General features: G+C 68.3%; 14 protein-coding genes. 7 read left to right on the forward strand and 7 right to left on the reverse strand.

Annotation, left to right across the window (positions count from 1 at the left end):
• Position 1 precedes the first annotated feature (1 nt).
• The 5 genes from KB879_RS10405 to KB879_RS10425 are packed head-to-tail and all read right to left on the reverse strand — an operon-like array spanning position 2 to position 6,208.
• Positions 2 to 895: an ABC transporter permease gene (locus tag KB879_RS10405; RefSeq protein WP_153953928.1), complete on the reverse strand. Its 894-nt coding sequence runs from the start codon at positions 893 to 895 to the stop codon at positions 2 to 4.
• A 26-nt stretch (positions 896 to 921) separates the two neighbouring features.
• Positions 922 to 1,857 (reverse strand): ABC transporter permease, encoded by a 936-nt coding sequence (locus KB879_RS10410; RefSeq protein ID WP_013952760.1) that lies wholly within the window; start codon positions 1,855 to 1,857, stop codon positions 922 to 924.
• Positions 1,858 to 1,891: 34 nt separating this feature from the next.
• Positions 1,892 to 3,475, reverse strand: a complete 1,584-nt coding sequence (locus tag KB879_RS10415) for an ABC transporter substrate-binding protein (RefSeq protein ID WP_153953927.1) — start codon at positions 3,473 to 3,475, stop codon at positions 1,892 to 1,894.
• A 60-nt stretch (positions 3,476 to 3,535) separates the two neighbouring features.
• Positions 3,536 to 4,990, reverse strand: coding sequence for a M81 family metallopeptidase (locus KB879_RS10420; RefSeq protein ID WP_211981219.1), 1,455 nt, complete (start codon positions 4,988 to 4,990; stop codon positions 3,536 to 3,538).
• Positions 4,991 to 5,041: 51 nt separating this feature from the next.
• Entirely contained in the window at positions 5,042 to 6,208 is a 1,167-nt protein-coding gene (locus KB879_RS10425) for an FAD-binding oxidoreductase (protein ID WP_013952763.1), read from the reverse strand.
• A 186-nt stretch (positions 6,209 to 6,394) separates the two neighbouring features.
• Between KB879_RS10425 and KB879_RS10430 the strand changes: the two genes are divergently transcribed.
• Together KB879_RS10430 and KB879_RS10435 are read left to right on the forward strand one after the other, a co-directional pair.
• Complete coding sequence (locus KB879_RS10430; RefSeq protein ID WP_041228613.1) at positions 6,395 to 7,132, forward strand: helix-turn-helix domain-containing protein; 738 nt, start codon at positions 6,395 to 6,397, stop codon at positions 7,130 to 7,132.
• A 45-nt stretch (positions 7,133 to 7,177) separates the two neighbouring features.
• The gene (locus tag KB879_RS10435; protein WP_013952765.1) at positions 7,178 to 7,357 is read left to right on the forward strand and encodes a hypothetical protein; all 180 of its coding nucleotides are present in this window, start codon (positions 7,178 to 7,180) and stop codon (positions 7,355 to 7,357) included.
• Between the two features lie 23 nt (positions 7,358 to 7,380).
• Here KB879_RS10435 and KB879_RS10440 read toward each other — a convergent pair whose 3' ends face one another.
• Together KB879_RS10440 and KB879_RS10445 are read right to left on the reverse strand one after the other, a co-directional pair.
• Entirely contained in the window at positions 7,381 to 8,685 is a 1,305-nt protein-coding gene (locus KB879_RS10440) for an MFS transporter (protein ID WP_013952766.1), read from the reverse strand.
• A 108-nt stretch (positions 8,686 to 8,793) separates the two neighbouring features.
• Positions 8,794 to 9,387, reverse strand: a complete 594-nt coding sequence (locus tag KB879_RS10445) for a TetR/AcrR family transcriptional regulator (RefSeq protein WP_013952767.1) — start codon at positions 9,385 to 9,387, stop codon at positions 8,794 to 8,796.
• A 163-nt stretch (positions 9,388 to 9,550) separates the two neighbouring features.
• Here KB879_RS10445 and KB879_RS10450 point away from each other — a divergent pair, with 163 nt between their 5' ends.
• From KB879_RS10450 to KB879_RS10470, 5 genes are all read left to right on the forward strand, one after another.
• Positions 9,551 to 10,318, forward strand: coding sequence for an SDR family NAD(P)-dependent oxidoreductase (locus KB879_RS10450; protein ID WP_013952768.1), 768 nt, complete (start codon positions 9,551 to 9,553; stop codon positions 10,316 to 10,318).
• A gap of 236 nt (positions 10,319 to 10,554) precedes the next feature.
• A complete protein-coding gene (locus KB879_RS10455; RefSeq protein WP_153953925.1) occupies positions 10,555 to 11,901 on the forward strand; it encodes an MFS transporter in 1,347 nt (448 codons plus the stop codon).
• Between the two features lie 81 nt (positions 11,902 to 11,982).
• Positions 11,983 to 13,098: an NADH:flavin oxidoreductase/NADH oxidase gene (locus KB879_RS10460; RefSeq protein ID WP_013952770.1), complete on the forward strand. Its 1,116-nt coding sequence runs from the start codon at positions 11,983 to 11,985 to the stop codon at positions 13,096 to 13,098.
• 30 nt (positions 13,099 to 13,128) lie between these two features.
• Positions 13,129 to 13,551 carry a VOC family protein gene (locus tag KB879_RS10465; protein WP_013952771.1) on the forward strand — a complete coding sequence of 141 codons (423 nt, stop codon included), beginning with the start codon at positions 13,129 to 13,131 and terminating at the stop codon, positions 13,549 to 13,551.
• 264 nt (positions 13,552 to 13,815) lie between these two features.
• On the forward strand, positions 13,816 to 13,983 hold the full coding sequence (locus KB879_RS10470) for a hypothetical protein (protein ID WP_010812488.1): 168 nt from the start codon (positions 13,816 to 13,818) through the stop codon (positions 13,981 to 13,983).
• Positions 13,984 to 14,005: the final 22 nt, after the last annotated feature.

Raw genomic sequence — 14,005 nt, forward strand, 5'->3', positions numbered from 1 at the left:
TTCAGAGTTGCCGCGCCAGGCGCGGATCCAGCGCGTCGCGCAGGCCGTCGCCGAGCAGGTTGATGGCCAACACCGTCGCGGCCAGCAGGATGCCCGGGTACAGGATGATGTGGAAGGCCACGGCCACGAAATTGCGCCCCTCGGCCATCATGTTGCCCCAGCTCGGCATCTGGGCGGGCACGCCGACGCCGAGGAAAGACAGCGCGGCTTCCGTGAGCACGGCAGTGGCGGCCACGAAAGTAGCCTGAACGATCAGCGGCGCCACCATATTAGGCACCACGTGGCGCACCAGGATCACCGGCAGGCGGGTGCCGACCGCATGCGCCGCCTCGACGTAGAGCTGCTCGCGCAGGGTCAGCGCCAGCGAGCGCACCAGCCGCACCACGCGCGGCACCTCGGGTATGGCGATGGCGATGATCACCGCGCTCAGGCTGGCCTGCGTAACGGCCATCAGCGCAATCGCCAGCAGGATGCCCGGGATTGCCATCAGGCCGTCCATCACGCGCATCACCAGGGAGTCCGCCCGGCGCACGAAGCCTGCGACCAGGCCCAGCAGCACGCCGGACACGGTTGCGAGCAGCCCGACCGACAGACCCACGATCATGGATACGCGGCCGCCCCAGACCGCGCGGCTGAACACGTCGCGGCCCAGCGCGTCGGTACCGAACCAGTGCTCGGCCGATGGCGGCTGCATGCGCGCCAGCGGGTCGATGTCCTGCGGGTCGATGGTGGCAATCCAGGGCGCGCCGAGGGAGAGCACGGCGATCACCGCCAGCAGCAGCGCGCCCAGGATCAACGTGGGGTGCTTGCGCGCCCAGTGCCAGCGCGGCAGCACGAAAGGCGCATCGTCGGGTGCCGGTACGGCAGGTTCGGTCGCGGGCAGGGAAGTGGTCATGTCAGCAGGTCTCGCGGCGAAAGCCATCAGTACTTGATGCGCGGATCGAACAGCCGGTAGCTGAGGTCGATCATCAGGTTGATCAGCACGTAGACCCCGGCGGAGACCAGCAGCACGCTCTGGATCACCGGGTAGTCGTGGCGCTGCACCGAGTCGACCACCAGGCGGCCGACACCCGGGATCGCAAACACGGTCTCGGTCACGACCACGCCGCCGATCAGCAGCGCGATGCCCATGCCGACGGTGGTGGCGATCGGGATCGCCGCGTTGCGCAGCGCGTGGCCCAGCACCGGCAGCACGCCCAGGCCCTTGGCGCGCGCCGTGCGGATGTAGTCCTCGTGCAGGACTTCCAGCACGGTAGCGCGCGTCATGCGCGTCACCAGCGCGATATAGACCAGCGCCAGGTTGACGCAGGGCAGCACCAGGCTGCGCAGCCATGCGCCAGCGCCGTCGGCGAGGCGCGCATAGCCCTGTACCGGGAACCAAGGCAACTGGATGGCAAAGGCGTAGACCAGCAGGTAGCCCACCAGGAACACCGGCAGCGAGAATGCCAGCACCGCGAACAGCATCACCAGCCGGTCGACCCAGCTGCCGGCGCGGTATGCGGCCAGCGTTCCCAGTGGCACCGCGACCAGCAAGGTCAGCAGCATGGTCAGCGCGGCGACGGAGACGGTCGGCTCCAGCCTCTGTGCCAGCAACCGGGCCACCGGCACCTGGGTGAAGATGGAGGTGCCGAGGTCGCCGGTGGCGAGCCGGCCAAGCCACAGCAAAAACTGCCGCCACAACGGCTGGTCCAGCCCCAGTACGCCGCGCAGCCTGGCGATGTCGTCAACGGTCGCGAGGTCGCCTGCGATCAGCGCCGCCGGATCGCCCGGCGACAAGTGGATCAGCAGGAAGACCACCACGGCCACCACTGCCATCACAGGCAGCGTCGCGGCCAGGCGTCGGAGCAGGTAGCCCATTGTCGTGTTTCCCCCGGTGGTTCGTGCTTCGTGGTTATTTGTCGAGCATCCAGACCGTGGGCATGCCGGCCCACATCCTGTCGATGCCCTTGAGGCTGGCACGCGCCGCGAAGGCCGCCGAGTACTGGCCGGCGTTCACATAGGGCACCGCCTCATAGGCGCGCTTCTGGAAGGCATCGAGCAGTTCCTTGCGTTTGGCGGGCACGGTCTCGCGGATCCAGGCCGTACGCAGTGCGTCGAGCGGCTTGTCGCAGGGCCAGCCGGGCAGGCTGGTGCCGCATGCGGCGCCGAGGTAGGCATTGGTGATCGGGGAATCGGCATCGAACTCGCCCGCGACGGTCACGTACATATTCCAGCCCCCGGCCTCGGGCGCATCCCGCTTGGCGCGGCGCGCGCCGATGGAGGCCCAGTCCATGTTCTGCATGTCGACGTTCATGCCCATGCTGCGCATGGTCTGTGCCGCCATCAGGGCTTCAGCGTTGAGCTGGGGAATGTCGGTCGGCACAAGCAGCACCACCTTTTCGCCCTTGTAGCCCGCCGCGCCCAGCAACTGCTTGGCACGGGCCGGATCGGCCTTGCGGTACGGTTCGGCGCCGGCAGCGGTATCGTTGGGGCCGCCGCAGATGAAGAAGGTGGCGCAGTAGTTGATGCGCATGTCGAGCGGGTAGCCCATGGCCGCGGTGAAGCGTTCCTGGCTGACCGCCTGCAGGAAGGCCTGGCGCACTTTCGGGTTGTTGAATGGCGGATGCAGCTGGTTCATCACCAGCACGCCCTGGTAGGCGCCGCCCGAGCCGAGCTTGATGCCGGCGTCGCCGCGCAGCGGGGTGATGTAGTCCGGCGGTACCTGCTCGATCAGGTCGACCTCGCCGCGCTTGAGCGCCGCGATGGCGCTGTTGGCGTCCGGCAGGTAGAGCCATTCGACGCGGTCCACGCGAGGCTGCTTGCTGCCGGCGAGGCCGCTCGCGGGCTCGCTGCGTGCCACGTAGTGCGGGTTGCGCACGAAGACCGCCTTGTTGCCTGGCACCCACTCGTCGCGCTTGAAGATGAAGGGGCCGGAGCCCAGCACCTCGGGCAGCGGCGCGGTGGCGGGCATCCTGGCTAGGCGCTCCGGCAGGATCACCGGGGGAAAGCCAGAGGGCTTGGCCAGCGCATCGAGCACCATGCCAAAGGGCTCCTTGAGCGTCAGCGTGAACGTGCGCGCGTCGACCGCCTTCCACTCGGCGCCGGCTTCGCCCATGGCACGGCCCAGGCTGTCGCGCGCGCCCCAGCGCTGCAGCGAGGCGATCGCGTCCGCCGAGGTAACCGCGCTGCCGTCCGAGAACTTCAGGCCGGGGCGCAGGGTGAAGCTCCACTGCCGCGCATCCTTCGAGCTGCTGTACTTCTCGACCATCTGCGGTTGGGGCTTGCTCCTGGCGTCCTGCGCGAACAGGGTGTCGTAGACCATGTAGCCGAAGTTGCGCGTGATGTAGGCCGTGGTGAAGGTCGGATCGAGGATCTTCAGGTCGGCATGCGCCACGACCTTGAGCGTCTTGGTCTGCGCCAGCACGGGCAGGCTGCCCCCTGCCAGGACCAGGGCGCCCGCCGCGAGCGCGGCGGACAGGGGTCGGTTTGGTGTCATCTGCAGTCTCCGTTTTCGTCGTTGTCGTTGTTGTCGTGATCGCAGCCAGGCGGCCGGCGCTCAGGCCGCGGTGCTGTCCAGCGGCCACTTGGGCCGTTGGATCTTGCGATAGGGCAGGGTCGTGAGGTCAAGCGTGACGGCACCCGGGGCGCCCGCGTAGATCACGTGCCCTGCCACTTTCGAGTAGCAGGCGTAGAAGTGCTGCGAGGACTTGACCACGATGATCTGCTTGCGCGCCAGGTCACAGCCCAGCTGGGTGAACATGTCCGTGCCCATGGCCTGGTTGCGCAGCGTGATCAGCACGATGTCGATGCCGTTGGCTTCCACCAGCGCGCAGTCGCCCATCGGCACCGGCGCGTCGGACAGGCCGGTCATCACCATGTCGGGCAGCAGGGCCTTGACCGTGCAGTCCAGGTCCAGCGGGTCGCCGGATAGCGGACTGATCTTGCCACCGATGCGCATCGACAGGCGTGCGCCCACGCCGGCATCGAAGGCGATGCGCACCGCGATCGGGTCCCACATCGGGCCGACCGCCGCATTGCCGATGCCGCGCTCGATCATGCGGCGCAGGATAAAGGTGGAGTCGCTCGCTGCGCCGCCGCCGGGATTGTCGGCGCCGTCGGCCAGCACCACCGGCCCGGCGTCGAAGGCCAGCGCCTCGTCGAGCGAGGTGTCGATGTCCGGGTAGCGCACCGTGAGCCCGTCGCGCATGGCGATCAGTTCGTCGGCCAGTTGCCGCGCCAGCGCATCGGCCCTGGCCTGGTTGCCATCGGCGTAGACCAGCACCTTGGTGCCCATCCCTGGCACATCGCCCCATGAAAATCCATGCGCCACCGAGATCGACAGCACGCCGTCGCGCCCTTCCAGCGACTGGATGCGGTCGATGAAGCCGCGCGCCGGCTCGCGCGAGGTGTGGACCGTGACGATCATCCTGCAATCGACCACCGCCGCCACCGGGCGAACCTTGCCTTCCACCGTGGCCGCGCACAGGTCGACCAGTTCCAGCGCGCGTTCCAGCACGTCGGTATGCGGGTATTCCTTGAAGGCGACCAGCACGTCGGCGTATGCCACCATCTCGGGCGTCAGGTGGCAGTGCGGGTCCAACTCAGCGCCGATCACCACCTCGGGTCCGACGATGGCGCGCACACGCTGCAGCAGGTCGCCCTCGCAGTCGTCATAGCCATCGGCCACCATCGCGCCGTGCAGGCCGAGCACCACCATGTCCACCGGCAGCGCCGCGCGCAGGTCGGTCAACAGTTCCTCGCGCAGGGTTTCGTAGGCATGGCGGGTGGTGGTGCCGCTGGGCTGCGCGCCGGCCACCATGCCTTCGCACAGCTGCCAGCCGCGCTCCTTGCCGCGAATCCGTGCTGCCCACAGCGGGCCTGAGAAAAACGTCATCTGGTCAGGATGCTGGCCGGCCGCGAAGTAGCCGCGGTCCCTGAAGGACGACAGGCCGGTGGGCATCGGCGCAAAGGTGTTGGTTTCGGTAGCGAGGGAGGCACTGAAGACACGCACGATGGTTGGCTCCTGGTCAGTCGGGGACTAGCGGTTGGGGGAAGACGCGATTCAGGCCGAAGCGGCCAGGCGGGCCAGGCGCGCCGGCCCGAGCATCTCGGCGCTCAGGCCGAACGAAGCGGGATGCGCCGGCACCGGCAGGCCGCGCGCCAGCGCGGCACAGGTCTCGCCCATGGCCGCCGAGGTCTGGATGCCGTAGCCGCCCTGGCCCGCCACCCAGAAGAAGCCCGGCACGGCGTCGTCGAACCCGCCCACCAGGTCGCCGTCGGCGACGAAAGAGCGCAGCCCGGCCCAGGTGCGCGCAGGGCGGCGGATCCTGAGCGAGGTCGCGGTCTCGATGCGGTCGATGGCGAGCGCGATATCCATTTCCTCGGGCTGGACGTCCTGTGGCTCGACCGGATCGGCATTGGCCGGGGAGCCCAGCAACATGCCGGCATCGGGCTTGATGTACCAGTCCTCGTCGGCACCGAAGACCATGGGCCAGCCGCTGGTGTCCATCTCCACGGGCGGCGCGAAGACGAAGGCAGAGCGGCGGCGGGGTTCAATCCCCAGCGGTTGCACGCCGGCCAGCCGTGCGATGACGTCGGCCCAGGCGCCGGCGGCGTTGAGTACCACCGGTGCCGCATATACCGCCCCGCCAGCATCCACGCGCCAGCGGTCCTGCACGCGTGCCATGGCCGTGACTTCGGCATCGCACACCAGCTTGCCGCCGGCCTGGCGCATGCCGCGCAGGTAGCCCTGGTGGATCGCGTCTACATCCATGTCTGCGGCGCCGGGCTCATAAACGCCGCCGGCCAGTTGCTCGGCGCGCAGCGCCGGTACGCGCTCGCACGCTTGCGCGGCACTCAGCAGGCGGGCGTCGGGATCGACGGCGCGCACCACGTCCCAGTGCGCGTCAAGCAAATGCTGTTGCCCGGGGCCGGCGACCATCAGCGCGCCGCGCGGCGTGAGCAGCGGGTGCGAGGCAAAACCCGGCGGCGGATCCTGCAGGAAGGCGCGGCTTGCCATCGTCAGCGCGCGGACCTGCGTGGTGCCGTAGCTTTCCATGAACAACGCCGCCGAGCGGCCGGTCGAGTGGTAGCCAGGCTGGGCTTCGCGTTCGAGCAGGATGACGCGGCCATGGGGCGCGAGCCAGTACGCGACGGAAGCACCGGCAATGCCGCCTCCAATGATGAGAAAGTCGGCTGGAATCGGTGAGGCAGCGTGAGTCGGGCGCATGGATCAGGTGGCATGAGAGCGCCTGCGAGGCGCTCGTGCATTCGGAATGGGAGTGAGTGTAGGTAAGAATTTGCGTATATGCAAATTGCGGATACGCAAATCTTGCGTTAAGGTGGGCGCCAGGGGATGAGCCTTGGCGCGGTCTGCTCTGTTAGCATTCCGTCCAATGGAAAAAAGGATGCAGGCTTGAAACCACACACCGCCCAGGGGCGCGGCAGCGGCATCGGGACCGATGACGACGAGTCGCGCACGCTCGACCGCGAAACCTTTGGCAAGCGCCTGCGCTCGGCGCGCAAGGCCTTCGGCTGGACGCTGGCGCACCTCGCCGAACTGTCGGGCGTCTCGATCACCACCATCTCGCGTGCGGAGCGCGGGCAACTGGCGCTGGGCTACGAGAATTTTGCTGCGCTGGGCCAGGCGCTGCAGATGGACATGGGCTCGATGTTCGCGGGTGCCGGCACGAAGACGTCACCGTTCCAGGGGCCTGTCGTGACCCGGGCCGGCGCGGGCGTGACCTACCGGGGATCGTCGCTGACCTATGAATTTCTTGGCGCAGAGGCCGTCGGCAAGCAGATGAGCCCGGTGGTCGGCACCGTGCATGCGCGCCGCATCGAGGGCCCCGGTGACTTCTCGCGCCATCCCGGCGAGGAGTTTGTCTATGTGCTCAGCGGCGAGATCGAAATACAGTTCGACAACGGCGAGAAGCTGCGCCTGGCGCGCGGCGATGCGTTGTATTTCGATGCCCGCATGGGCCACGCCTACATCAGCGTAAGCCGGCAGCTCGCCCGGATCGTGGGCGTGACCACCAGCGAAAGCAACTTCATGAAGTCGGCCCAGGCGGCGAAGCCGGAGGCGGTGCCAAAACGGACCGTCGGGCGCTCGCAGGGGAAAGCCGCCGCGACCAGGAGCAAGGGCAAAGGCTGAAGGGGCCGGAACCCGCGCTTTTCCGCTTGGACCAGCAGCTTCACCGTGGAGGCCAATGCCAACGGGCAGTGGCAGGTGGTCGCCAGCGGCAGCGACATCGGGCAAAACCGCTTCCTGTTGCTGCCCGGCCCGGTAGCGGCCTCGGCGCTGTGCATCAATGTCGTGTCGCGCGACCAGCGGCCGCCGAGCCTGTATTCGTTCGTAGCTTACGCGAAGGGCTGCTGAGGCTGGCACCGGGGCAGCGCAGGCTACGCCCGCGCTGCCTCGATTGCCGCCGCCGCGCGTGTCCGGCTGACCATCAGCGCCAGCAACGCCGCCACCATGCAAGCCGCACCGGCCGCATACAGCGCCGGCGTATAGGTCAGCAGCAGCGTACGGCTCAGCCCCGCGCCGAATGCCGCCACGGCCGCGCCGATCTGGTGGGCCGCGAAGATCCAGCCGAACACCATCGGCGCGCGTTCGCGCCCGAAAGCAGTGGCCGCCAGCTTGATCGTGGGCGGCACGGTGGCGATCCAGTCCAGGCCGTAGAACATCGCAAAGATCGACAGGCCGTACAGCGTGAAAGTCGAATGCGGCAGCCAGAACAGCGACAGGCCGCGCAGCGCGTAGTACCAGAACAGCAGCTTGCGACTGTCGTAGCGGTCCGACAGCCAACCCGACAGGATGGTGCCGACGAAATCGAACGCACCCATCATCGCCAGCGCCGAGGCGGCCGGCACCGGGCCCATGCCGAAGTCGCCGCACAGTGCAATGAAGTGGGTTTGGATCAGCCCGTTGGTGCTCAGCCCGCAGATGAAGAAGGTGCCGGCCAGTACCCAGAAGGTCTGGGTGCGGGCGGCATCGCGCAGCACCCGGAAAGGCCCGCGCAGCGTGAAGGGCGTGACGGGTTGCGCGGCGGGCGGCGTGGCTGGATGGGCCGGGACTTCGCCGAACGCAGCCAGGCCGACGTCGGCGGGCCGGTTGCGCATCAGGCCGAATACCAGCAGCGCCAGCGCCGCGCAGGCAGCCAGCACCGGCAGCACGGCCACGCGCCAGCCCATATGCTCGATCAGCCAGGCTGCCACCGGCAGGAAGGCCAGTTGCCCCGTCGCCGCGCCGGCCGTCAGGATGCCGATCACCAGCCCGCGCCGCGCGCTGAACCAGCGGTTGGCGATCACGGCCGCCAGCACCAGTGCGGTCAGCCCGGAGCCAACGCCCAGCATCAGACCCCAGGCGACAAAGAGCTGCCACAACTCGGTCGACACGGTGGCCAGCGCCATGCCGCCGGCAATCAGCGCCAGCGCGGCGCAGACCACGTTGCGCACGCCGAAGCGATCCATCAGCAGGGCCGAGAACGGCGCCATCAGCCCGAACAGCGCAAAGCGGAAGGCCAGGATCGATGAGATCTGGTCGGTGTTCCAGCCCATCTCCCTGGTCAGCGGCTTCAGGAAGGCACCGGGCAGGCCAAGCGCGGCCGAGGTGGTGAGTATTACCAGGAAGGTCAGGGCGGCGACCAGCCACGCGTAGTGGATGCCGCGCCGGTCGAGCCGGCTGGAAAGGGCTTGCGCGAACATGGGGGTCTCGTTGTCAGGGTCTGGGAGGCGTTGGCAAAGGGCAAAGCGAAGCCATCCCCGCCGTGTCTGACGGCGGCGGGGGTGTTTCAGGCTTCGGGAGAACGGGGTTTAAGCGGTGCTGCCCAGCAGGCGGCTCCGCACGGCGCTTAGCATCTCGTCGGAGAGCGGATCGCCGTCGGTGGCACGCGCCAGCGTGAGGGCGCCGACCAGCAGCGCCATGCGCACCAGCGCTTCATCGTGGCGCACCTGCGGGTCATCGGATTCAACGGTCTGCGCCATGTCGTCCACCATCAGGCGCAAGCCTTCCACGTAGGCCTGGCGCACGGGCTTGTCGGCGGGTTCGCGGGCCACGTCCACGGCCAGCGCCGCGGCGGCACAGCCCACGCCCGGGTTGGCGCAATGCGCGGCGGTCAGGTAAGGCTCTACCAGGTTGGCCAGCATGGCCTTGCGGTCGCCATCGGCGCGGGCCAGGCGGCGTTCCCAGCGGGCGGTCGATTCTTCAAACGCGCGCTTGCAGGCCTGCGCGGCCAGCGCGTCCTTGGAGGCGAAGTGGCCATAGAAGCCGCCATGGGTCAGGCCGGCGTCCGCCATCAACTCGGCCACGCTGACGCCATTCAGGCCGCGTTCGCGGAACAGGCGCGACGACGCCTGTTCGATCGCCTCGCGGTTCTTGTCGGTTTGTTCGCGTGATGCGCGTGCCATCTGAAGACCTCTTCGGAATTTCTACCTTGACCGGAGTTTAGATGATGATCATACTTTATTCAATAGATGACAGGCGTCATCTATTTGCAGTATCCCTTTCGCCGCTTTTGTGCCGATGCGCTGTCCAGGCGCCGGCTCCCAATCCTCACAGGAGTGATCAGTCATGCAGAACCTATTCGACCTTGGCGGCCGCGTTGCCGTCATCACCGGCTCCACCCGCGGCATGGGCCTGGAAATGGCGCGCGCGCTTGGCGCGGCCGGCGCCGCCGTGGTGGTGTCCGGGCGCGATGCGGGCGCGGCGCGCGACGCCGCCAGCCAGCTGGAGGCCGAGGGCATCCGCGCCACCGGCATCGCCTGCGATATCGCCGACGTTGACAGCGTGCGCGCCTTCGCGGAGCAGGCGCTGGCCGCGTATGGGCGTGTCGATGCACTGGTGCTCAATGCAGCCGCGAGCGGCCAGCCCGGGTCGATGCTGAGCCAGGGACCCGAGGTGTTCGATGCTGCCATGGCGGGCAATGTGCGCGGCAACCTGGTGCTGGTGAACGCCCTGGCGCCGCAGATGATCGATCGCCGCGACGGCTCCATCATCTTCATGTCGAGCATTGCCGCCAAGCGTGGCTCTGCCTTCCTGGGGATGTACAGCGTGACCAAGGCCGCCATCGACCAGGCGGCACGCAGCCTGGCGCTGGAGCTGGGGCCGTCCGGCATCAACGTCAACGCGATCAATCCCGGCCCGGTGCGCACCGAGTTCTCCCGCGACGCGCTGTGGGGCGATCCGGAGCGCGAGGCGCGGCTGGCTGCCGGCGTGCCGATGCGGCGCATCGGCGAGGCCAGCGATGTCGCGGGTCTTGCCGTTCTGCTGGCGGCACCGGCCGGGCGCTTTATCCACGGGCAGAGCATCGGCGTGGATGGCGGGCTGTCGGTGCAGTAACTCCGGGAGCGTGGCACCGGCCAGTGCTCAGTGTCATTGGCCGGGCAGGGGGCGATAATGTACACACATATGAACGCGTCTTCAGCACGTTGAAGGGTTTTCCCGTATCGTCTTGACCTGACGATCACCATGCCTTGTGTGCAGCCCTTGCACCACCAGTCCCGGCATGGCGGCAACCGGTAAAGACATTGACCAGCACAGCCCCCCTCCAATCCGCCTCGACCGCGGACGCCGCCATGACTTCGCGCGAGCGCCGCGGCATGGCCGCCATCCTCATCGCCGTCGCCCTTGCCACCCTGGATACCGCGATCGCCAACACGGCGCTGCCGTCGATCGCGGCAGACCTGCGCGCCACGCCGGCGGCGTCGGTGTGGGTGATCAATGCCTACCAGCTGGCGATGGTGTCGACGCTGCTGCCGTTCGCCGCGCTGGGCGGCGTGCTGGGCCACCGGCGCATCTACCTTGGCGGCGTGGTGCTGTTCACCGCCGCCTCCGTGGTGTGCGCGCTGGCGTGGTCGCTGCCGACACTGGCGGCGGCGCGGGTGCTGCAGGGCATTGGCGCGGCGGCCATCATGAGCGTCAACACGGCGCTGATCAGCGCGCTCTTCCCCACGCACCGGCTCGGGCGTGGGCTGGGGTTCAATGCACTGGTGGTAGGCGTGTCGTTCGCGGTGGGCCCCACGGTGGCCTCGGTGATCCTCTCGTTCGGCACGTGGCCGTGGCTGTTTGCCGTTAACCTGCCGATCGGCCTGCTGGCGCTGGCGATCGGGCGCGGTTCGCTGCCGCAGACGCCGCGCAGCACGCACGGCTTCGACCGCGTCGCGGCGGGGCTCAGCGTTGTTGCCTTTGCCGCGCTGGTCCTTGCGCTGGGCGAAGGCGCGCAGCGCGCGCCGCTGCATCTGTCGCTGGCCGCGGCGGGCATCTTCGCGGTGACGTTCGGCCTGCTGCTGTGGCGCGAGCGCGGCCATCCGGCACCGATGCTGCCGGTGGACCTGTTCCGGCGGCCCATGTTCGCGCTGTCGACGCTGACCGCGGTGTGCTCCTTCGCCGCGCAGGGTCTGGCCTTCGTCTCGCTGCCGTTCTACTTCCAGCACGTGCTCGGGCGCGGGCAGGTCGAGACCGGTTTCCTGCTGACCCCATGGTCCGTCGTGGTGGCGCTGATCGGGCCGCTTGCCGGACGGCTGTCTGACCGCTATCCGCCGGCCGTGCTCGGCGGCGTGGGGCTGGCGGTGCTCAGCGCCGGCATGTTGTCGCTGGCCATGCTGCCGGCCGACCCCAGCGCGCTCGATATCGGCATCCGCATGTGCATCTGCGGCGCGGGTTTCGGCTTCTTCCAGTCGCCCAACCTCAAGGCGTTGATGACGAGCGCCCCGCGCGAGCGCAGCGGCGGCGCCAGCGGCGTGGTGGCCACGGCGCGGCTGCTGGGGCAGGCCAGCGGTGCGGCGCTGGTGGCGCTGTGCTTTGGCATCGCAGGCGACCACGGGCCGGGGTTGGCCCTGGCGCTGGGCGCGGGCTTCGCCGGGCTGGCCGCGATCGCGAGCTGGCTGCGGCTGGCAGCGCGCGATCCGTTGGCGGCGGCGTAGCGGCGTGGCCGGGCCGGCAGCAATTCCGGCGCCGGCCTAGAATCGATACTTCCTGTCCGATCCCTGCATGGAGCAGCACGCATGAGCCTTCTGTTCGAACCGCTCGCCATCGGCGATCTCACCCTCGCCAACCGCATCATCATCGCCCCGATGTGCCAGTATTCCGCGCAGGACGGCAATGCGGGCGACTGGCACATGATCCACCTCGGGTCGCTCGCGCTGTCCGGCGCCGGCATGCTGATCGTGGAAGCCACGGCAGTCTCGCCCGAGGGGCGCATCACGCCGCAGGACCTGGGCCTGTATTCCGACGAAAACGAGGCGGCGCTTGGCCGCGTGGTCAAGGCGATGCGCGCGCATTCGCCGATCGCCATTGCGATCCAGCTGGGGCACGCCGGCCGCAAGGCGTCGAGCCAGGCGCCGTGGGATGGCGGGCAGCAGATCGCGCCGGATGCGCCCGGTGGCTGGCATGCGGTGGCGCCTTCAGCGGTACCGCATGGCGCGGAAGAAGTCGCGCCTGTCGCGCTGGATCGTGCAGGCATGGACAAGGTGCGCGATGACTTTGTCGCGGCGGCAAGGCGTGCGGCGCGGCTGGGGCTGGATGGGATTGAGATCCATGCCGCGCACGGCTACCTGCTGCACCAGTTTCTGTCGCCGCTGGCCAACCATCGTGACGATGAATACGGCGGCAGCCTGGAAAACCGCATGCGGTTCCCGATCGAGGTATTCGACGCGGTGCGTGAGGTGTTCCCGGCTGAGCGTCCGGTGTGGATGCGTATTTCCGCAACCGACTGGGTGCCGGGCGGATGGGATATCGAAGGAACGGTGGCGTTGTCGAAGGCTCTCAATGCACGCGGCTGCGCGGCGATCCACGTGACCACCGGCGGCGTGTCGCCACAGCAGGCGATCAAGCTCGGGCCCGGCTACCAGGTGCCCTATGCGCAGCGCGTGAAGGCCGAGGTCGGCCTGCCGACGATTGCGGTGGGCCTGATCACGGAGCCGGAGCAGGCCGAGGCCATTATCGCCAACCATGAAGCCGACGCGGTGTCGCTGGCCCGCGCCATGCTGTATGACCCACGCTGGCCCTGGCATGCGGCCGCGCGGCTCGGCGCAAGCGTGCAGGCGCCGAAGCAATACTGGCGGTCGCAGCCGCGCGAACTGAAGGACCTGTTCGCCGATGCGGCTTTCGGGCAGCGCTAGGCTGCCGGTCGAAACCGGAGGATCCCCGCCATGAAACCCCGGATTACGCTGATCACGCTGGGAGTCGATGACCTGCAGCGTGCGGTGCGCTTTTATCGCGACGGCCTGGGCCTGCCCACCGCAGGCATCGTCGGCGAGCAGTTCGAGCACGGCGCCGTGGCCTTCTTCGACTTGCAGGCCGGATTGAAGCTGGCAGTCTGGCCGCGCACCAGTCTTGCGCATGACACCGGACTGCCGGTGACGCCGCGCGCGCAGACGGATTTCTCGCTGGCGCATAACGTCGGCGACAAGGCGGAAGTGGATGCGGTGATGGCCCAGGCGCTGGCGGCGGGCGCCAGCGTGGTCAAGCCGGCGCAGGATACGTTCTGGGGCGGGTACGCCGGCTATTTCCAGGATCCCGACGGGCATCTGTGGGAAATCGCGTGGAATCCCGAGATGCTGCCCGCGGATTGAGACCAGCGCGGTGCGCGCCTTGCGCACGCCCGAATCCCTTGTATCAAGACATTGCTTTGCGGCGCTGCGTCATGACTGGTGCAGTGCCGCAAAGGGATTTCCATGATTGCCACGCTCCGTCGAAGTGGTGACTATCATTTCAACAGACAGCCATAGCATGCTGGCGACGGAGCGCCCCCCACGCATTCCCGCAAGACCCCGCATCACGCCCCGTCGGCAGCCCACCGAAGTAAAGCAATAAGAACAATGGCAAGGGAGACATCCATGCAAGTCTATGACAGCCTGCTGTATGTGACTGCGATGGTGCTGGTGTGTTTGTATGTGTATCTGGGCGTGCTGTCCCGCAGCACGGCGATCCGGCTGGGTTCCCCGGCGATCGTTGCGGGGCTGGTGCTCGCCTATTCGCTGTCCCCGCTGCACTCTGGCGGCTGACGCCACCGGCCCCCGGCTGAGC

Source organism: Cupriavidus sp. KK10 (assembly GCF_018223725.1).
Classification (GTDB): Bacteria; Pseudomonadota; Gammaproteobacteria; order Burkholderiales; family Burkholderiaceae; genus Cupriavidus; species Cupriavidus necator.